Here is a 19,299-nt window from a genome sequence, read left to right on the forward strand (position 1 = left end):
ACCCGCCCGTTCCGCGCCGGGGCTGCCGTCCTACGCCCAGGCGGCGCCCAGCGCGAACAGCGTGGCGACCCCGTAGCGGTCCATCGCGGCCGCGATCCTGCGCCGTCCGGTGCGCGGCGTGATGCCGAGCGAGCGCGACGCCGCGTCCAGAGTCATCCCGCGACGCATGCGCTGCAGCAATTGGCCGTAGCCACCCGGATCCTTCTCGACCGGACTGGCCTGCTGCCACAGTTCGGCGAAGTAGACCTTCGCGATCCCGGCGATCACCGGACTCGCGACGGCCAGGACGCTCTGCGGCGCCTTGTCCCCCCACACCAGCGGCACGCCCGTGACATCGAGATCGTCCACCCAGAACCAGCTCGGCGGATCCGCCAGCATGCGGAACTCGACCCCGGAGTCTCCGAAGCCGCGAACCATGGCGGCCAGCTGCTCGTCGAGCGGCATCGCGGGGATGATCGCCTGCACCGACGAGTACGTGGACATCGCCTGCGCGAACGACCTGCTGCGCTCCGGGCTGCTCGCACGGTACCGGTCGAGGTCTGTGAGCACGGCACGAACCCTGCCGCCGGAGCCCACGCGCGAGGCCTGCACGGCGAACCACAGGTCCTCTGCGGCATGCGGTCCGTGCGCGCTCTGCAGCGAGAGCCGGTCCTGAGCCACCGCCTCGCCGAAGTTCCACGACGAAGTGCGGCGCGCGACCGCGTCCACGATCGCGGTGAGCCGAGCGCTGCGCGCCTGCGCCTCCGCGCGTTCCGATTGCAGCATCCGCTCGATCGCGATCGCGGCGGCGTGCACGGGCGGATTGAGCAGGATCACCCCATCCCGCAGGGACAGACTGCCGTCGTCCGCGAGGCGCTCCAGACTCGCGTGCGCGGCATCCGGCCCGAGGCCGGAACGCGCGACGACGGCGTCCACGTCGAGGAGCCGTTCGCGCAGCAGCAGATCCAGAAGTTCGTCGTCGGTCATGATCGTGTCCTCTTGCGGACAGCGCACGAACCGGACCTTGCGCCGTCCTGATCAGGTCGGTTGGAATGTGATCCGGACGCTATCAGGGTGTTCTGGATCAGGGACGGATCCGCACCCGGCGTGCTGGGGACGCCGGTCCCGGTGCCTGGGCGCCGGGACCTCTCCCCCGGCGGGACCGCACGCGGCAACGCGCTCGACGGGATCCCCCAAGGCAGCGGCCGACGCATACCTGCCTCATAGGCGACGCAGATCGGACACACGAGTTCGCCCGTGAGGCTGGGTCCATGACACGCGTACTGAACCGAAGCATCCCGTTCTGGATCCTCCTCGCCGCCTCGATCGCCCTCGTCGTCGCAGGCCTCCTCACGGTCCTCGACCATCTCGGCACCATGACCGCCACGCTCAAGGACGGCAGCGCGACAGGGCTCGAGGTCTACGGCGGACAGTCCTGGATCGTGCTCGGAGCCGCCCTGCTCGGCGCGGGAGCGCTCGGCGTGCTGCTCACGCTCGCTCTGGCGGTCGTCTCTTCGCTGCTCGGCGCCGCCACCGCGAAGCCCGTCGAGATCGCGCCCCTGGTCTTCGACGACCTCGATCAGGATGTCGATCGCGAAGAAGCCCCCGACGCGCCTGCCGCACCGCAGGAGATCGCGCAGGAGCAGCAGCAGAACAGCGCCGCCGCCGAGGCCGACGAGACGTCGGCCGAGGAGACTCAGAACGGAAGCAGCGGGTCGACCGCGACGGCCACGAAGATCAACGTCAAGTAGGTGATGGAGGCGTGGAAGACGCGCATCGGCTTGGCCGATGCGCCCTTCACCGCCTGCGAGTACAGCCGGTGCGACTCGTACACGAACCAGCCGCCGAAGACCAGCGCGGAGACCGTGTAGACCAGGCCCATGCCGGCGACGGGGATCAGCAGCAGCGAGCACGCGAGCGTCGCCCACGCGTACAGGATGACCTGCAGGCCGACCTGCGATGCGGACCGCGTGACGCCGAGCATGGGCACGTCGACGTCGTCGTAGTCGTCCTTGTACTTCATCGACAGCGGCCAGTAGTGCGCGGGAGTCCAGAGGAACACCAGCACGAACAGCACGAAGGCCGGCCAGTCCAGCGAGCCGGTGACGGCCGCCCAGCCGATCAGCACCGGGAAGCATCCTGCGATGCCGCCCCAGATGATGTTCTGCTCGGTGCGACGCTTCAGGACCAGCGTGTAGATCACCACGTAGAAGAAGATCGCGGCGGCCGACAGCACGGCGGCGACCCAGTTCGTGGTCAGCCACAGCCAGACGGTCGAGAGCGCCGCGAGCACCCAGGAGAAGATCAGCGCGCCACGAGGCGACACCTCGCCGGTCACGAGCGGACGCTTCTCCGTGCGGTGCATGTGCGCATCGATGTCGCGGTCGATGTACATGTTGAACGACGCCGCGGATCCGGCGCTCATCGAGCCGCCGATCACGGTCGCGGCGACCAGCCAGAGATTCGGCAGACCGTGCTGCGCGAGGAACATCACAGGCACGGTGGAGACGAGCAGGAGCTCGAGCACACGCGGCTTGGTCAGTTCGATATAGGCCTTGACGGTCCGCTTCAGAGAACGCTCGGCGGCGACGGACTCGATGGTGGTCGCGATGCTGACCGCCTCCTTCATGCGCACACGGGAACGCTTTCATCCTATGCCACGGCGGAGTCCGGCCCGTCCTCTCCGGCCCCGCCGAACACCGCGGCAGGCGGCCGCGCGCAACATAGGGTCCCGACCGGCCACGCAGCCATGTGACCGCACTATGCTGAAATCACTCGCGCGCCCGTCAACGTGCCACGCCTCCGTGAAGTAGCGGTAGCGCGCAACTGCCGGGCGCACTCACTGTCTTGGAAAGGGCTCTGGAGTGTCGGAACTGCTGTGGGATGAGATCGATCGACGCGCGGTGGACACCGCCCGGATTCTGGCGGCGGACGCCGTCCAGAAGGTCGGAAACGGCCATCCCGGAACCGCCATGAGCCTGGCCCCGGTGGCCTATCTGCTCTACCAGCGCGTCATGCGCCACGATCCGGCGGACACCCACTGGATCGGTCGCGACCGCTTCATCCTCTCCGTGGGACACTCCTCCCTCACGCAGTACGTCCAGCTCTACCTCGGCGGCTTCGGCCTCGAGCTGACGGATCTGGAGTCGCTCCGCACGTGGGGCTCGCTCACCCCGGGGCACCCCGAGTACGGGCACACCAAGGGCGTCGAGATCACGACGGGCCCCCTCGGCCAGGGCCTCGCCTCCGCGGTGGGCTTCGCGTACGCCTCCCGCTACGAGCGCGGCCTGTTCGACCCGGACGCCGCCGCGGGCACGAGCCCGTTCGACCACTACGTCTACGTGATCGCGGGCGACGGAGATCTGCAGGAGGGCGTGACGAGCGAGGCATCCTCGCTCGCCGGGCACCAGCAGCTCGGAAACCTCATCGCGATCTACGACTCGAACCGGATCTCGATCGAGGGCGACACGAACGTGGCCTTCACCGAAGAGGTGCGCGAGCGCTACGAGTCCTACGGCTGGCAGGTGCAGCACGTCGACTGGGTGCGCACCGGCACCTACGTCGAGGACGTCAAGGAGCTGTTCGACGCGATCGAGCAGGCGAAGGCCGAGACCTCCAAGCCGTCCCTGATCATCCTGAACACCATCATCGGCTGGCCGGCGCCCAACAAGAAGGGCACCGAGTCGGTGCACGGCAACGCGCTCGGCGCGGACGAGGTCGCCGAGACCAAGGTCGTCCTGGGCTTCGACCCCGAGCAGTCCTTCGTCGTCGAGGACGCCGTGATCGAGCACACCCGCGAGCTCGGCGCGCGCTCGGCCGAGAACCGTGCCGCGTGGCAGCAGGGCTTCGACGCCTGGGCGACGGCCCACCCGGAGCGCAAGGCTCTCCTCGAGCGCCTCGAGGCGCATGAGCTCCCCGAGGGCATCGAGGACGTGCTCCCGGTGTTCGAGGCCGGCACGGAGCTCGCGACCCGCGCGGCCTCCGGCAAGGTCATCAACGCCCTCGCCCCCGAACTCCCCGAGCTGTGGGGCGGATCAGCCGACCTGGCAGGATCCAACAACACCACGATCGCGGCGGCGAAGTCCTTCATCCCGGCGACCTGGTCCACGCACGACTGGGACGGCAGCCCGTACGGCCGCGTGCTGCACTTCGGCATCCGCGAGCACGCGATGGGCTCGATCCTGAACGGCATCGTCCTGCACGGCCCGACCCGGCCGTTCGGCGGCACCTTCCTGATCTTCAGCGACTACATGCGCCCTGCCGTGCGCCTCGCCGCCCTCATGAACGTGCCGAGCGTGTTCGTGTGGACGCACGACTCCGTCGCGCTCGGCGAGGACGGCCCCACGCACCAGCCGGTCGAGCAGCTCGCCTCGCTGCGCGCGATCCCCAACCTCGCGATCGTCCGCCCCGCGGACGGCAACGAGACCGCCGCCGCGTGGCTGGAGATCCTGCGCCGTCACGGCGGACCCACCGGGATCGCGCTGACCCGCCAGAACGTGCCGAACTTCGCGCGCGGTACGGGCGAGGCGTCGGGCGACACGTTCGCCGCCGCGTCGAACACGGTCAAGGGCGCCTACGTCCTGGCCGAGGCTCCGAACGGCACGCCCGACGTGATCCTCATCGGCACCGGCTCCGAGGTCCAGCTCGCGGTCGCCGCCCGCGAGACGCTGGCCTCCGAGGGCGTCAACGCCCGCGTGGTGTCCGCGCCGTCGCTCGAGTGGTTCGCCGAGCAGGACGAGGCCTACCGCGAGTCGGTGCTGCCGTCCGGCGTCAAGGCCCGCGTCTCGGTCGAGGCCGGATCCACCCTGAGCTGGCACGCCATCGTCGGCTCGACCGGACGCTCGGTCGGCATCGATCACTTCGGTGCGTCGGCCGACTACAAGACGCTGTTCCAGAAGTTCGGCATCACCGCGGAGGCCGTCGTCACCGCGGCCCACGAGACCATCGCCGCGAACGCGGCCGCCTAAGCACGGATTCGAGGAGAACGCATGACCACCCCCACCGCAGCACTCGCCGCCGCCGGAGTCTCCATCTGGCTGGACGACCTGTCCCGCACCCGGATCACCTCCGGCAACCTCGCCGAGCTCATCGCCACCCGCAACGTCGTCGGCGTGACCACGAACCCGACGATCTTCGCGAACGCGATCACCAACCCCGACGACACCTCCTACGACGCCCAGGTCGCGCAGCTCGCCGCGTCCGGCGCGAGCGCCGAGGAGGCCATCTTCGAGGCGACCACCCAGGACGTGCGCGATGCGCTCGACGTCTTCCGCCCCGTGTGGGAGCAGACCGGCCACGTCGACGGCCGGGTCTCGATCGAGGTCTCCCCCGACCTCGCCCACGACACCGACGGCACGGCCGCCCAGGCCAAGGAGCTGTGGGCCAAGGTCGACCGCCCCAACCTGCTCGTCAAGATCCCCGCGACCAAGGCCGGTCTTCCGGCGATCACCGCGGCGATCGCCGAGGGGATCAGCATCAACGTCACGCTGATCTTCAGCCTCGAGCGCTACGCCGAAGTCATCGACGCCTACCTCACGGGCCTCGAGCAGGCCAAGGCCGCCGGCCACGACCTGTCCACGATCCACTCGGTCGCCTCGTTCTTCGTGTCGCGCGTCGACACCGAGACGGACAAGCGCCTCGCGGCGATCGGCACCGATGAGGCCGTCGCGCTGAAGAGCAAGGCCGGACTCGCGAACGCACGACTCGCCTACGAGCTGTACGAGCAGACCTTCGCCGGAGACCGCGCCGCCGCCCTGCTCGCCGCGGGCGCCAACCGCCAGCGGCCGCTGTGGGCCTCCACGGGCGTCAAGGACCCGGCCCTGCCGGACACGCTCTACGTGACCGAGCTCGTCGCGGCGAACGTCGTCAACACGATGCCGGAGAAGACGCTCGAGGCGACCTTCGACCACGGCGTCATCACCGGCGACACCGTCACCGGCGCGTACGAGGAGTCCCGCGAGGTGTTCGCGGGCCTCGCGGCCGTCGGGGTCGACTTCGCCGACGTGACCCAGGTGCTCGAAGACGAGGGTGTCGAGAAGTTCATCGACTCCTGGCACGACCTGCTCACCCAGGTCCGCGAAGGACTGGAAGCCCAGCGGTGAGTTTCGAGATCCACACCTCGGGCGCGCCGAGAGCGGCGATCGACGAGGTCGTCCCGCGTCTGGTCGGCGAGCTGATCGCCTCCCGGATCACCGGCGGCGACCCGACGGTGTGGGGCGATGCCGCCGAGGCCGAGGCGAGCATCCGCCTGGGCTGGGTGGACGCCGTCTCCGTGTCGCGTCCGCTCGTGCCCGAGATCGTCGCTTTGCGCGATGAACTCGCGGGCAAGGGCGTCACCCGGGTCGTGCTGGCGGGGATGGGCGGTTCCTCCCTCGCCCCCGAGGTCATCTCGCAGACCGCGGGCATCGACGTCACGATCCTCGACTCGACCTCTCCGGGCCAGGTGCTCGCGGCGATCGACGCCGGTCTCGCCGACGCCGTGCTCGTGGTGTCCTCCAAGTCCGGATCCACGGTCGAGACGGATTCGCAGCGACGCACCTTCGAGGCCGCGTTCCGCGATGTCGGGATCGACCCCGTCGAGCGCATCGTCGTGGTCACCGACCCCGGCTCGCCGCTCGACGAGTCGGCACGCGCCGCGGGCTACCGGGTCTTCAACGCCGACCCGAACGTGGGCGGCCGGTACTCCGCGCTGACCGCCTTCGGTCTGGTGCCCTCCGGCCTGGCCGGCGTCGACATCGCCGAGCTGCTTGACGAGGCAGAGGCCACGCTCCTCCAGGTCGCGATCGACTCCCCCGAGAACCCGGCTCTGCTGCTCGGCGCGGCGATCGCCGCCAGCGCGCAGACTCCCGATGGTCCCCGGCGCGACAAGCTGGGGCTGATCACGGACGGCACCCACATCGTGGGCCTGCCCGACTGGATCGAGCAGCTGGTCGCCGAGTCCACGGGCAAGGAGGGCACCGGGATCCTTCCCGTCGTCCTGCTCCCCGTCTCCCCCGAGGTGGAGAACCGGCCTGCGGACCTGCAGCTGGTGCGCCTCGTCGACGAGGCCGACGAGTTCCATCTGCGCGAGCGCCACCCCGGCGAGATCCTCGTCAGCGGAACGCTCGGCGCGCAGTTCGTCGTGTGGGAGTACGGCACCGCGATCGCGGGATACCTGCTCGGGATCAACCCGTTCGACCAGCCCGATGTGGAGTCGGCCAAGATCGCCGCCCGCGGTCTTCTGGATGCGCGTCCTGAGGCCGCTCCCGCCGCCTTCGTGCAGGACGGGGTCGAGGTCCGCGCCTCCGACGACTCCCTGCTCGCCTCCGGCACGATCGCCGGCGTCCTCGACGCGCTGTGGCAGACGCTTCCGGCGGACGGCTACGTGTCGATCCAGGCGTACGTGGACCGGCTCGAGATGCCGCAGCTACAGGGTCTGCGCGAACTCGTCGCCGCCGACTCGGGACGGCCCACGACGTTCGGCTGGGGACCGCGGTTCCTGCACTCGACGGGTCAGTATCACAAGGGCGGTCCTGCACAGGGCGTGTTCCTGCAGATCCTGGAGCGCACGGATGTGGATCTGGAGATCCCCGATCGCCCCTTCACGTTCGGGCAGCTCATCGAGGCGCAGGCCGCGGGCGACGCGGGCGTGCTCGCCGCGCACGGACGGCCCGTGGTGACCCTCACGATCACTGAACCCCAGGACGATGTGCTGGACCTCTTCGAGGCCGCGCAGTAGGCACCCCCAGAGAGCACTCAGGAGAATCCCCCACCGATGACTGTTCCCGTCTCCCGCGGCAGCAACCCGCTCCGCGATCCCGACGACCGCCGGCTGAACCGGATCGCGGGGCCCAGCGCCCTGGTGATCTTCGGCGTCACCGGCGATCTGTCGCGCAAGAAGCTGATGCCCGCCGTCTACGACCTCGCCAACCGCGGTCTGCTGCCTCCCGGGTTCGCCCTGGTCGGCTTCGCCCGCCGCGACTGGGAGGACCAGGACTTCGCGCAGGTCGTCTACGACGCCGTCAAGCAGCACGCGCGCACCCCGTTCCGCGAGGAGACGTGGGCGCAGCTGCTCCAGGGCATCCGGTTCGTGTCGGGCGAGTTCGGCGACCCGGACGCGTTCCGCCGCCTGCGCGAGACCGTCGAGAAGCTCGACATCGAACGCGGCACGATGGGCAACCACGCCTACTACCTGTCGATCCCGCCGAACCAGTTCCCGCTCGTCGCGCAGCAGCTGCGCGACTCCGGGCTGGTCGAGGCCCATGAGGACGCGGACCACTGGCGCCGCGTGGTGATCGAGAAGCCGTTCGGCCACGATCTGGCCTCCGCGCGCGCGCTCAACGACGCGCTCGAGGGCACCTTCCCAGCCGACTCGATCTTCCGCATCGACCACTACCTCGGCAAGGAGACGGTGCAGAACATCCTCGCGCTGCGCTTCGCGAACGAGCTGTACGAGCCGATCTGGAACCGCAACTACGTCGACCACGTGCAGATCACGATGGCCGAGGACATCGGCGTCGGAGGACGTGCGGGGTACTACGACGGCATCGGCGCGGCCCGCGACGTGATCCAGAACCACCTGCTGCAGCTTCTGGCCCTCACCGCGATGGAGGAGCCGATCAGCCTCTCCGCCGAGCACCTGCGGGCCGAGAAGGAGAAGGTCCTGGCCGCGGTCTCGCTGCCCGACGACCTCTCCCTCGCGACCGCCCGCGGGCAGTACGCCGGCGGCTGGCAGGGCGGCGAGCAGGTCACCGGCTTCCTCGACGAGGACGGCATGGATCCGGAATCCATCACGGAGACCTACGCCGCGGTCAAGCTCGAGATCAACACCCGCCGGTGGGCCGACGTGCCGTTCTACCTGCGCACCGGCAAGCGCCTCGGCCGCCGCGTCACCGAGATCGCGGTCGTCTTCAAGCGCGCACCCGAGCACCTGTTCGGCAGCGGTCAGACATCGGAGCTCGGGCAGAACGCTCTCGTCATCCGCGTGCAGCCGGATGAGGGCGTCACGCTGCGCTTCGGTTCCAAGGTTCCGGGCAACGGCAGCAACGTGCGCGACGTGACGATGGACTTCGGCTACGGACACGCGTTCACCGAGGCCAGCCCGGAGGCGTACGAGCGGCTCATCCTGGACGTCCTGCTGGGCGACCCGCCGCTGTTCCCGCGTCATGAGGAGGTCGAGCTCAGCTGGAAGATCCTCGATCCCGTGGAGCAGTTCTGGGCCGCAGAAGGCGGCCCCGTAGAGCAGTATGCTCCCGGATCCTGGGGCCCGGCCTCCGCCGACGCCCTGCTCGCCCGCGACGGACGTGTCTGGAGGCGCCCGTGATCATCGATCTGCCCGACACCAACATCAGCCAGGTCGCGAAGAATCTGGTCAAGGCTCGCGAAGAGGGCGGCGTGGTCGCACTCGGCCGCGTGCTCACGCTCATCATCGCGGCGCCGGACGACGCGCTCGAGGCAGCGGTCGACGCGGCGAACGACGCATCGCGCGAGCACCCGATGCGCGTCATCGTGCTCACCACGAGCGACGGCGACGCACATCTGGACGCGCAGATCCGCGTCGGCGGCGACGCCGGCGCGAGCGAGGTCGTCGTCCTGCACGCCTACGGCGCCGCAGCCAGCAACGAGGAGAGCCTGGTCACCGGCCTCCTGCTGCCCGACGCCCCTGTCGTCGTCTGGTGGCCGACACTGGCGCCGGAAGCCCCTGCCGAGTCGCCGCTCGGACGCATCGCGCAGCGCCGCATCACCGACGCTGCGACCGCGACCGACGTGCGGGCGCAGCTCGAGGTGCTCGGTCGCACGCACGTTCCCGGCGACACCGACCTCGCCTGGACCCGGCTCACGCACTGGCGGGAGCAGCTCGCCGCTGTCCTCGATCAGCCGCCGTTCGACGAGGTGACCACGGTCGAGGTGCGCGGTGCCGCCGATTCCCCGTCCACCGCGCTGCTCGCCGCCTGGCTGGGCCTCGCGCTGGACGTGCCGGTCCGCTGGGCATACGAGCCGATCGCGCAGTGGGCGCACGGCATCAAGTCGGTGCGGCTCACCCGTGCCAACGGCGACATCCTGCTCGAGCGCCCGGTCCCGGGATCCGCGATGCTCACCCAGCCAGGACAGCCGGATCACGAGCTCCATCTGCCGCGGCGGACGCTGCGGGAGTGCCTGGCGGAGGAGTTGCGCCGGCTCGACCCCGACGTGCTCTACGGCCGCGTGATCACCGAGGGCTTCGCACGGCTCAGCGCCCCGGAGCCGGTGGCCTGACATGGCCTCCGACTCCCCCGCCAAGCGGGTCGTGATCGGCGAGGATCCGGCGTCCCTCGCCGGCCTCGTCGCCGACCGCTTCCTCGTCCGCGTGCAGGCGCGGATCAGAGACGGACGACTCGCACACATCGCCCTCACCGGCGGCAGCATGGGATCCGCCGTGCTGCGGGCCGTCGCGGAGGACCCGCGCGCGACCGAGGTGGACTGGTCGCTCGTGCACTTCTGGTGGGGCGACGAGCGCTTCGTGCCGGCGGACGACCCCGACCGCAACGCGGGACAGGCGCGCGAGGCGCTCCTCGACCGGATCCACGTCCTCGCCGAAAACGTCCACGAGATGGCGGCGAGCGATGCGGGACTGAGCCTGGACGAGGGCGCTGCGGCCTATGCGGCCGAGCTCGCGCGCTTCGGCGACAGCGGGCGCGCCTGGCCCTCGTTCGCCGTGTGCTTCCTGGGCGTCGGCCCGGACGGCCACATCGCGTCGTTGTTCCCGGACCGCCCCGAGATCACCGTGACCGATGCCGCAGTGCTGCCGGTGCGCGACTCCCCCAAGCCTCCGCCGGAGCGGATCACGCTGACCCGCCCTGTCATCAACGCGTCCAAGCGGGTGTGGCTCGTGCTCACCGGAGCGGAGAAGGCCTCGGCACTAGGACTCGCGCTGGCCGGGGCGAACTACGAGAACGTGCCGGCCGCGGGTGCCAAGGGGCGCAAGCGCACGGTCTTCTTCGTCGACGAGGCGGCCGCCTCCGAGGTCGCACCCGACCTCATCGACATCGACTACTGAGCGAAACCGTCGTCTGATGGGACCGGATCCGGTTCCCGCTCAGACGCCCGAGGATCCGTTCCCGCGCTCGCCGGCGTCGCCGCCGGTGCGGGGCGGATCCTCTCGCCGTATCGGGGCGACGTTGGACGGCCACTCCGGCGCAGCCCCCCGCGGGGCACCCGGGGACGCTGATCCGCCGGGAGGCGCCTCGGTCGCCAAAGGCGCGGGCTCCGCGTGCGTGGCGGACGGCGTCGCGCCCCCGGAGCTGCCTCGCGTGATCGGCAGCTCCTGACTCTCGCCGACCACCTGCGGGTGGTAGCGCGCGAGCGTGACGACTCCCCAGCCCGCGATCGCGCCGGAGATCCCGAATGCGACGAACACCCACGCGGGAGCGGCAGCGCCCTCCTCGAGGACGAGCAGGCCGATCAGCACTGCGACCATCGGGTCGACCACCGTGAGGCCTGCGATCACCAGGTCGGGAGGGCCGGAGCCGTACGCGGTCTGCACGAAGTAGGCGCCTGCGGCACCAGCTGCGATCAGCGCGATGACGCACACGGCCGTGAGCCAGTCGAACTGCCCGGCCTGGATCCGGCTGATGACGGCCTTGGCGAGCGTCGCCACGAAGCCGTACAGGATGCCGGCGCCGGTCACATAGAAGAGGGCGCGCATGCGGTGCCGCAGGATCAGCCAGCAGGTGCCGAGCAGGATGATCACGACCAGCAGGATCGTGAGGATCGTGAACAGCTGGATCTCGCTGATCGCGCGCTCCACCGCGAACAGCGCCGCGAACAGCACGAAGATGAAGATGCCGCCCACGCAGGCGAAGATCGAGACGAGCGAGCGCTTGGTCGGCGCGACGCCGCTCACCCGGGCGTTCAGCAGGGTCGTGATGACGAGCGCGATCGCGCCCAGCGGCTGCACCACGATCAGCGGAGCCTTGGTGAGCGCCGCGAGCTGGCAGATGATCGCCAGGGCCAGCATGAGCGTGCCGACGATCCAGGACGGACGCGTGAGCAGCCCGCGCACCTGCACCCAGCTGAGGCCCGTGGCTGCGTCAGAACCGCTGAGGCGTTCCACCTTCTCCACGCCGCGGTGCTGGTACTGCGCGCCGAGCGACATGAACACCGCGCCGGCGAGAGCGAGTGGAATGCCCATCAGCAGGCCGGGGTTCTGGAAGACCCCGGCGAGATGCTCGCCGACGTCGGCCGCCCCGGTAGTCCGCGTCAGGTTCTCAAGCACCCTTCGAGCCTACCTGCCGCCCGGCGCCGACTAGGGTTGACGCGTGGCTGTGCTTCCGATTCGCATCATGGGCGACCCCGTCCTGCATTCCCCCGCCGATCCGGTCGGCGAGATCACCGACGAGATCCGCACCCTCGTGGCGGACATGCACGAGACCATGGATGTCGCCCCGGGCGTCGGGCTCGCCGCACCCCAGGTGGGCGTCGGCCTGCGGATCTACGTCTACTCCTATGTGGACGATGACGAGAACCCCTGGCGCGGAGAGATCATCAATCCCGTGCTGTGGATGGCTCCCCTCGAGCCGGGCTCCCCCGACCCCGACCTCGAGTCGGAGGGCTGCCTCTCCTTCCCCGGTGAGCGGTTCCCGCTGCGGCGCTCCGAGCGCGTGCTGGTGACCGGCGCGGATCTGAACGGCGATGACGTGCGCATCGAGGTCGATGGCTGGCGTGCCCGCATCATGCAGCACGAGTTCGACCACCTGGACGGCATCCTCTACGTCGACCGCCTCGACGACGGCGACTGGAAGACCGTGCAGAAGATCGCCCGCAAGCGCGGCTGGGGCCGTCCCGGCGTCAGCTGGCTGCCAGGCGTGGACGATCTCGAGGGCTGACCCCCCAAACTTCGACTCGGAACAGAAATCCCCCTGGATAGAACGACTTTTTTGCAGGTTTGAGATTTGCTCTTCTGCACCGGTACGTTCTTAGCTGTCCCGCGTTCTGCGTGGATTCATAGCTTCTAGAGGGGGAATTCCCATGAACGACCGCGCACTTCTCCGTCGCGTCACCGTCGTCGGCTCCGCGCTGGTCCTGGCCGCTGGACTCAGCGGCTGCAGCATGCTCAGCAGCGTGCTCGGCAACGGAGGCGGCGATGCGCCGCGCGACGACAAGTCTCAGGTCACGGCGAGCTCGAACATCGGCATCTTCAACCTCAAGCTCGGCGACTGCAAGATGAGCGACACGGGTTCGACGGTCAGCGAGACCGACGTGGTCCCCTGCGACAAGCCGCACGACGAAGAAGTCTTCTACGAGTTCAAGCTGGAGGGCGCCGAGTACGACTCCGCCGCGATCGACGCCGAGGTGGAGAAGTGCGCCGGCGATGCGTTCACGACCTTCATCGGCGTCGCCTTCAACGACTCCGCTCTCGACGTCTCCTACATGACCCCGACGAAGGACACCTGGGACTCGATGAACGACCGCCTCGTGCAGTGCATCGTGAGCGACCCGGCAGGACAGACCACCGGCTCCCTCAAGGGCGCCGCACGCTGATCCCCGCGGATCCTGCACCACACGGAGGGGCTCGCCACGGCGGGCCCCTCCGTCGTCTGCGAGGGGCGAACGGGGCGACGCGCCCGGGCGCCGGCCCGTGTCGGAGTCGGCGCACATCCTTTGCTATAGTTGACGAGTTGCCCGCGCAGCGGGAAGCATTCCTCGGTAGCTCAATTGGCAGAGCAGCCGGCTGTTAACCGGCAGGTTCTTGGTTCGAGTCCAAGCCGGGGAGCCAATAGGCCCCCAACCCCCTTTGATATGACAAGGAGGTTGGGGGCTTCTCCGTTTCTCGGGCCCGTCCGGGCCGTCGATCGTCTGAAGCCCCCGCGATGCCGCGCGAGCGAAACGCTCCCCGTCGCTACCGGAAACGGCGTCGAAACACCGGCCTGAGATGCTCCTCTCGACCGAGCCCTGCGGACCGGTGTCGCGATGGCGGGATCCCCGGTTCCCTGCTCCGTCCCGTCTGCCGGAGAGGACAACCCCATGGATCCGCTCGCCACCTTCGTCCTGGTCGGCTCCCTCGTGGTGGGCTCATCCTGGGCGGCGCCTCGGCTCCGCCTGCCGGTCCCGCTGCTGCAGCTCCTGCTCGGGTTGATGGTGGGACTCATCCCCCCGGTGCAGAGCATCCACCTGCCCTCCGATGCGGTGCTCGTGCTGTTCCTGCCGGCGCTGCTTTTCTGGGAGGCTCTGATGACGCCTCTGCGCGAGGTGAGACGGGATCTGCGGGTCATCCTGCTGTTGAGCACTCTGCTGGTGGTCGCCACGACCTTCGGCGCGGCCGGGATCGGCGTCGCCCTCGGCTGGGGATGGCTGCCCGCGCTGATCCTGGGCGCGGCGCTGGCCCCCACCGACGTCACTGCGGTCGGGGCGCTCGCCCGCGCGCTCCCGCACCGGAACATCGTCCAGCTGCGTACCGAGAGCCTGATCAACGACGGCACCGCGCTCGTCATCTACACGATCGTGATCGGACTCGCCGGTAGCAGCGCTCACTACTCCGGCGCGGAGGTCACGTGGCTCGTCGTGCTGGCGTACGGCGGCGGCGGGATGGTCGGCCTCCTCGCAGGCTTTCTCGGCACCGCCGTCCTTCGGCGCCTGAGCAACCCCCTCATGCACAACGCAGCCCTGATCCTGGTGCCGTTCGCGGCGTTCCTCGCCGCGGAGCAGATCCACGCCTCAGGCGTCATCGCGGTCGTGGTCGCCGGCCTCTACCTGAGCCGCACCGGGCCGCGCTCCGGAACACCGCAGTCGAGGCAGCAACGGGACGGCTTCTGGATCCTCGCGACCACGACGCTCAACGGCGCCCTTTTCGTCCTGATCGGGATCGAAGCGCAGTCGGCGCTCCGATCGGTCTCAACGCAGAGCATTCCTCTGCTGCTCGCACTCTGCGTGCTGATGTGGGTCGCCATCCTGCTCATCCGCTTCGTGTTCCAGATGTTCACGACCTGGACGATCCGGCTCGTGGACCGGAGCCCGGCGCAGCGAAGGAAGCGGATGACGCATCGGGCCAGGGTCGTCTCGACCGTCGCGGGGTTCCGCGGAGCGATCTCTCTGGCGGTCGCACTCGCCGTGCCCGCCGGGATGCCCGGTCGCGCCGAGATCGTCTTCGTCGCCACCGGAGTCGTCATCCTCACGATCCTCGCCCAGGGCCTGCTCCTGCCGTCGGTGATCCGGTGGGCGCGCTTCGAGCCCGACTCGATGGTCTCCGCCGAGTTCGCCCGCGCGCATCGGACGGCCCTGCTCTCCGCGATCCGTGCAATGCCCGCCCTCGCGCAGGAGATCGACGCCCCGGACCACGTACGCGACAGGCTCGTGAGCGAGTACCGGGAACGCCTCGAGAGGATCGACGGCTCACGCGGATCTGAGGACAGCACCCGGCGGGATCTGGATCGCGACTACGCAGCGCTGAGCCTCGCCCTCGTCGACCACACCCGAGAAATCGTGATCCGCCTCCGCAACCACGGCACGATCAGCGACGTCACGCTGCACCGGCTGCAGTCGCGTCTGGATCGCGACGCGCTGCACCTGGCGCCCGCGTCGACGGAGCGGCACGAGTGAAGCGGTCCGGTCGCAGGCCGGCTCTGACGACGTGTCGGCACGCTCGAGAGCTACGCCCGATCGCCGTGCACGGTCCGCCCTGTCATCCGTTCGATGCGGAATCGCAGCGGCAGATCCCTGCTGGCACCGGCCCACGGCGAGACACGCGGCAGGACTGCCTCCGCATCCCCCTCAGCGACACGTGAGAGCCGGCCGTGCATCAGCACGCTCCACGCCGTGCGAGAGAGGGGAACATGGCTGTCGACTTCGAACGCCACCTCGCTCGGGGCCTCAGAGAGGGTGCCCAGAAGCCCGTCGGCGGTCGTGCGCAGGAGAAGATCCCGCCCCGACACCACGAAGTTGACGGGGAGGATCAGCACGCGGGCGTCGTGCACGAAGCCGACCCGGCCGACGGTCGTCGCGGTGAGCAGGTCGTAGCACTCCTGCTCGCTGAGTTCGATGATCATCGCCTGCTCCTATCGGACGACGGCCGTGACCGTGGCCGGATGGGCGATGACCTCCTGGCTGATCGATCCGAGCAGAAAGCGCCGGACCGCACCTCGCCCGCGTGAGCCGACGACGCAGAGTCGTGCCGTTGCCGCGAGTTCGTCAAGGACACGCGAGGGATAGCCGCTCTCGACGACGGGGACGATCGTGAGATCGGGATAGTCCGTCGACAGACCGGCCAGGGCGATCGCGAGGATCTCCTCGGTCGACGTCTGCATGTTGTCGAGGTAGGGCTGCGAGTACCCCACCAGGCCGTATCCGGGCGCCGTCAAGGGCGTCCACACCGACACCGCCGTCAGCGGCTCATCGCTGCGGTCGGCCTCGGCGGCGGCGAAGCGCAGGGCGCTCTCGGAGATCTCGGATCCGTCGACCCCGACGACGACTCCCTTCCGATCAGCCGGATCGAAGTCGGGGACGACGACGACGGGACAGTGCGCGGCGGCGGTGATGCGGACCCCATGGAATCCGCGGACCGAGGGCGATGATCCTCCTTGATAGTCGCTGCCGATGACCAGCAGCGCTGCATCCTCCGATGCGGCGACGAGGCGTTCGACCGGGTTGCCCACGTCTACTCGCACGCTGACCTCCACGCCCCGGTCTGCGTGCAGTCGGACGTAGTCCTCGAGGAAGGAGCGTGACGCCGCGGTGGCCTCCGCCAGAGGGCCGCCTTCGCCGAGAGTCCCGATCGCTCCCCCGACGACGGACATCAGTTCCACGCGCTGAGACCGTTCCGCGGCACGTGTCATAGCCCAGTCCACGACTCGTGCCGACACCGGTGCGCCCGAGACTCCTACAACGATCACTTCACTCATGACTCGTTCCTCTCCTCTCTGCCTTCTTTCGAGGGTAGCCAGAGGGGACTGCGCTGTGCAGGGGGTGCGACCGGGTTTAACGTCCTGCTCACCGAGAAGGCCCCGCCGGGGTACGACCCGACGGGACCTTCTTCATCGCTCGACGGCTCGACGCGCGTGCGATCGCTTCTCAGGCGGTCGCGGTTCCGGTGAAGTTGACGGTGCCTGCGCCGAACGCCACGAGGCCGGTGGCGACGCCGTGCAGGTTCCAGGTGAGAACCATCGGGCACTGGATGGAGAGGCCGATTCCGTACTGGAGCGTCGTCTGCACCGTGACCGTGAGCTTGGTCGGGACATCGGTGTAGTTGCCGAGACCGCCGATGGCTCCGCCGTTGGGGAGCGACACGTTGGTGAACACGAAGGCACCGGGCATCGCGCCGACGGTCGAGATGTTTCCGGCGCCGGCGCCCAGGCCGACGGCGGAGTTGTAGGTCTTGCCGTCGGACATCGTCAGCGTCGCCTGCGTCACGATGTACGTGAAGGCGGGCTGGAAGATGTTGGTGAAGCTGATGCCGCACTGCGTCGCATCGAGGCCGAAGATCGACGGGAAGGCGATCGTCCCCTTGTTCCCGACGACGAGAGCCTGGGATGTCCAGGCTCCGGAGATGATGCCGCCGATGATCGGGAAGCCCGCCTTGATGCAGGTGGGGCAGCCCGGCGTCGACGCGGATGCCAGCGGCATGGCGGCAGCCGCCGCGACGACGGGGATGCTCCACGCCGCACCCTTGACGATCGTGCGGCGATCGACGCCAGGACGCCCGCTCCCGATGGTCTTGCTTTCGGACATGTGTGTTCCTCCCCAGAAAAGTGGATCTCAGACTGCTCGGTCCGGCGCCGCCTCGGCGGTCGCGCAATTGCCGCGCTGGATCATCATCGACGCATGCATCGCCTCGGTGGAGTGCTTGGACGCGATAATGATGAAATGTGGCGCTGAATCGAAGAGCATTCGCGATGCGCACTCCTTCGCCCTCTGCTCTGCATACCCTGGAAGAGCCACTCGGGCTGTTCACTGGTTGGCGCGACGAATGGTCGGTATCGAATCGAATTCTCGATAGCAGGCCATTGCGGAGTCCGAGGAGGGGAATCCGCAATGGCGCAATTGCGCAATGCTCGTGAATGGGTCTCTGGGACCACCATTCGACCGATGGGAAATTCGGCCGGACTCCGAGCATTGCACAGCTTCCGAGAGTCGTCGAGCAGCATCTGGAGACCGGTTCGACATAGGAAGCCGTGAGACTCATCAAATCACGGGGATCCCGCACTCGTGCCACCGAAGGCGAAGAATGTCGCGCGAGCGTCGACAGAGTGCGCGCTTTGCCGCTCCAGTGTCGCAGAATCGAGTATCTCTGGCGCGATAGTGATGAACCGCCCCACACGGGGTCTCCGGTCACTGGTCAGCGACGGGAGGCCCTGCGCAGTTCCCGCGGTGTCGTCAGCCCCGCCCACGCGAAGGCCCGGCGCAGGGCCGCAGCGTCGCGGAAGCCCGCGAGTTCTGCGATCTCGGCTATGCCCAGCGGCGCGTTGCCCACGTTGGCCAGCAGCTCCTGGGCGAGATCCACCCGTGCGTGCCGCAGCTCGTCCGCCGGCGTACTCCCGTCGACGGCGAAGAGTCGCTGCAGATTCCGGACCGACATGTGCAGATCCTGCGCCAGTGCGGCGACGCCGAACTCCGGCTCGGTGCGCCGGATCAGGATGAGCGTGCGCGCACGTGCGATGCCAGGGGCCTCGATGCCTGCGATCGTCGTGCGCGGTCCTGCCTCGACAAGGACGCCGAACACCATCTCGGTGATCAGCTGCTCGACGAGGTAGTCGGTGTACAGCGTCGGCTCAGAGGGCTGAGTGAGCAAGGAATCGAGGAACGCACGCAGCCCACGGCCCAGCGCACTCGCCGGGATCACCTCCATGGGGGCGCCGACGCCCGATTCGATCTCGACCAGTTCCGCCCAGGGGACCCAGGCGATCATGACGGTGCCGGCCTTCACCGCACTCACCGACGCCACCCGATGCGGATGCAGGAACACCAGCGCACCGGGAGGAACTTCTTGCGGTTCCCCCTCCGCACCGTGGATCTCGAGCGGGATCGACGAGACGAGGAGCGCCGCCGTCTCCGCTCCGTCGGCCTCCTGCGGCAACCATCGCCACAATATGTCACGGCCCACGACGTGCTGCGTCGCAAGTACGCTGCGGTAGCGCAGCGCAACGATCGGATGCTGCCTCTCACCGCGGAGGAGCCGTGTTAAATCCCCTGAATTCGTGACAATCCCCATTTGACGATCTTCCCCCGTCGATCAGTGCGAGAGCGACTCCCCCAGCTGCGATATCCCGCATCAACATAACGTCATCAAATGGAGCGCGGCAACCGCGCCCCGGTGCGACGCGGGCGAGTTCGATGATGCTCGGGGGGTCGCGATCTTGTAGTGTCTTTTTCGTG

Annotated in this window: 17 protein-coding genes and 1 tRNA gene; 11 read left to right on the forward strand and 7 right to left on the reverse strand. The window is 68.9% G+C overall.

Features of this window, described 5'->3' with window-relative positions:
• Positions 1-30: 30 nt before the first annotated feature.
• Positions 31-966: a hypothetical protein gene (locus tag CQ044_RS07155; RefSeq protein ID WP_105687817.1), complete on the reverse strand. Its 936-nt coding sequence runs from the start codon at positions 964-966 to the stop codon at positions 31-33.
• 284 nt (positions 967-1,250) lie between these two features.
• Here CQ044_RS07155 and CQ044_RS07160 point away from each other — a divergent pair, with 284 nt between their 5' ends.
• Positions 1,251-1,730, forward strand: a complete 480-nt coding sequence (locus CQ044_RS07160) for a hypothetical protein (protein WP_105687818.1) — start codon at positions 1,251-1,253, stop codon at positions 1,728-1,730.
• Here the strand turns inward: CQ044_RS07160 and CQ044_RS07165 are convergent.
• A complete protein-coding gene (locus CQ044_RS07165) occupies positions 1,676-2,608 on the reverse strand; it encodes a heme o synthase (protein ID WP_105687819.1) in 933 nt (310 codons plus the stop codon). The two genes, CQ044_RS07160 and CQ044_RS07165, sit on opposite strands and share 55 nt — an antisense overlap.
• A gap of 235 nt (positions 2,609-2,843) precedes the next feature.
• Here CQ044_RS07165 and tkt point away from each other — a divergent pair, with 235 nt between their 5' ends.
• Genes tkt through pgl form a run of 6 tightly spaced genes read left to right on the forward strand, consistent with a single transcriptional unit; the run spans position 2,844 to position 10,993 of the window.
• Complete coding sequence (gene tkt, locus CQ044_RS07170) at positions 2,844-4,946, forward strand: transketolase (RefSeq protein ID WP_105687820.1); 2,103 nt, start codon at positions 2,844-2,846, stop codon at positions 4,944-4,946.
• Between the two features lie 21 nt (positions 4,947-4,967).
• The gene (gene tal / locus CQ044_RS07175; RefSeq protein ID WP_105687821.1) at positions 4,968-6,080 is read left to right on the forward strand and encodes a transaldolase; all 1,113 of its coding nucleotides are present in this window, start codon (positions 4,968-4,970) and stop codon (positions 6,078-6,080) included.
• On the forward strand, positions 6,077-7,696 hold the full coding sequence (locus tag CQ044_RS07180; RefSeq protein WP_105687822.1) for a glucose-6-phosphate isomerase: 1,620 nt from the start codon (positions 6,077-6,079) through the stop codon (positions 7,694-7,696). The genes tal and CQ044_RS07180 overlap by 4 nt, the downstream gene beginning before the upstream one ends.
• Positions 7,697-7,732: 36 nt before the next feature.
• Positions 7,733-9,280 (forward strand): glucose-6-phosphate dehydrogenase, encoded by a 1,548-nt coding sequence (gene zwf / locus CQ044_RS07185; RefSeq protein ID WP_105687823.1) that lies wholly within the window; start codon positions 7,733-7,735, stop codon positions 9,278-9,280.
• On the forward strand, positions 9,277-10,212 hold the full coding sequence (locus CQ044_RS07190; RefSeq protein ID WP_105687824.1) for a glucose-6-phosphate dehydrogenase assembly protein OpcA: 936 nt from the start codon (positions 9,277-9,279) through the stop codon (positions 10,210-10,212). Before zwf ends, CQ044_RS07190 begins: the two co-directional genes overlap by 4 nt.
• Position 10,213: 1 nt before the next feature.
• Positions 10,214-10,993, forward strand: a complete 780-nt coding sequence (pgl, locus tag CQ044_RS07195) for a 6-phosphogluconolactonase (protein ID WP_105687825.1) — start codon at positions 10,214-10,216, stop codon at positions 10,991-10,993.
• 39 nt (positions 10,994-11,032) lie between these two features.
• Here the strand turns inward: pgl and CQ044_RS07200 are convergent, their stop codons facing one another.
• A complete protein-coding gene (locus tag CQ044_RS07200) occupies positions 11,033-12,127 on the reverse strand; it encodes a DMT family transporter (protein WP_146116753.1) in 1,095 nt (364 codons plus the stop codon).
• Between the two features lie 127 nt (positions 12,128-12,254).
• On the opposite strand from CQ044_RS07200, the gene def reads away from it, so the two are divergent.
• The 4 genes from def to CQ044_RS07220 all read left to right on the forward strand — a co-directional run bounded on the left by def (position 12,255) and on the right by CQ044_RS07220 (position 15,531).
• On the forward strand, positions 12,255-12,821 hold the full coding sequence (def, locus tag CQ044_RS07205; RefSeq protein ID WP_082076822.1) for a peptide deformylase: 567 nt from the start codon (positions 12,255-12,257) through the stop codon (positions 12,819-12,821).
• A gap of 142 nt (positions 12,822-12,963) precedes the next feature.
• A complete protein-coding gene (locus CQ044_RS07210; RefSeq protein ID WP_105687826.1) occupies positions 12,964-13,476 on the forward strand; it encodes a septum formation family protein in 513 nt (170 codons plus the stop codon).
• A 159-nt stretch (positions 13,477-13,635) separates the two neighbouring features.
• Positions 13,636-13,711, forward strand: a tRNA-Asn gene (locus tag CQ044_RS07215).
• Between the two features lie 248 nt (positions 13,712-13,959).
• Positions 13,960-15,531, forward strand: a complete 1,572-nt coding sequence (locus CQ044_RS07220; RefSeq protein WP_181158207.1) for a Na+/H+ antiporter — start codon at positions 13,960-13,962, stop codon at positions 15,529-15,531.
• Positions 15,532-15,581: 50 nt separating this feature from the next.
• Here the strand turns inward: CQ044_RS07220 and CQ044_RS07225 are convergent, their stop codons facing one another.
• The 4 genes from CQ044_RS07225 to CQ044_RS07240 all read right to left on the reverse strand — a co-directional run bounded on the left by CQ044_RS07225 (position 15,582) and on the right by CQ044_RS07240 (position 19,000).
• The gene (locus CQ044_RS07225) at positions 15,582-15,977 is read right to left on the reverse strand and encodes a pyridoxamine 5'-phosphate oxidase family protein (RefSeq protein WP_105687828.1); all 396 of its coding nucleotides are present in this window, start codon (positions 15,975-15,977) and stop codon (positions 15,582-15,584) included.
• Positions 15,978-15,986: 9 nt separating this feature from the next.
• On the reverse strand, positions 15,987-16,829 hold the full coding sequence (locus tag CQ044_RS07230; RefSeq protein WP_105687829.1) for a universal stress protein: 843 nt from the start codon (positions 16,827-16,829) through the stop codon (positions 15,987-15,989).
• Positions 16,830-16,998: 169 nt separating this feature from the next.
• Positions 16,999-17,655, reverse strand: a complete 657-nt coding sequence (locus CQ044_RS07235; RefSeq protein WP_105687830.1) for a hypothetical protein — start codon at positions 17,653-17,655, stop codon at positions 16,999-17,001.
• A gap of 607 nt (positions 17,656-18,262) precedes the next feature.
• Positions 18,263-19,000: an AraC family transcriptional regulator gene (locus tag CQ044_RS07240; protein WP_181158208.1), complete on the reverse strand. Its 738-nt coding sequence runs from the start codon at positions 18,998-19,000 to the stop codon at positions 18,263-18,265.
• Between the last annotated feature and the right edge of the window lie 299 nt (positions 19,001-19,299).

The organism is Microbacterium sp. MYb64 (assembly GCF_002979495.1).
In the GTDB taxonomy this organism is placed as follows: Bacteria; Actinomycetota; Actinomycetes; order Actinomycetales; family Microbacteriaceae; genus Microbacterium; species Microbacterium azadirachtae_A.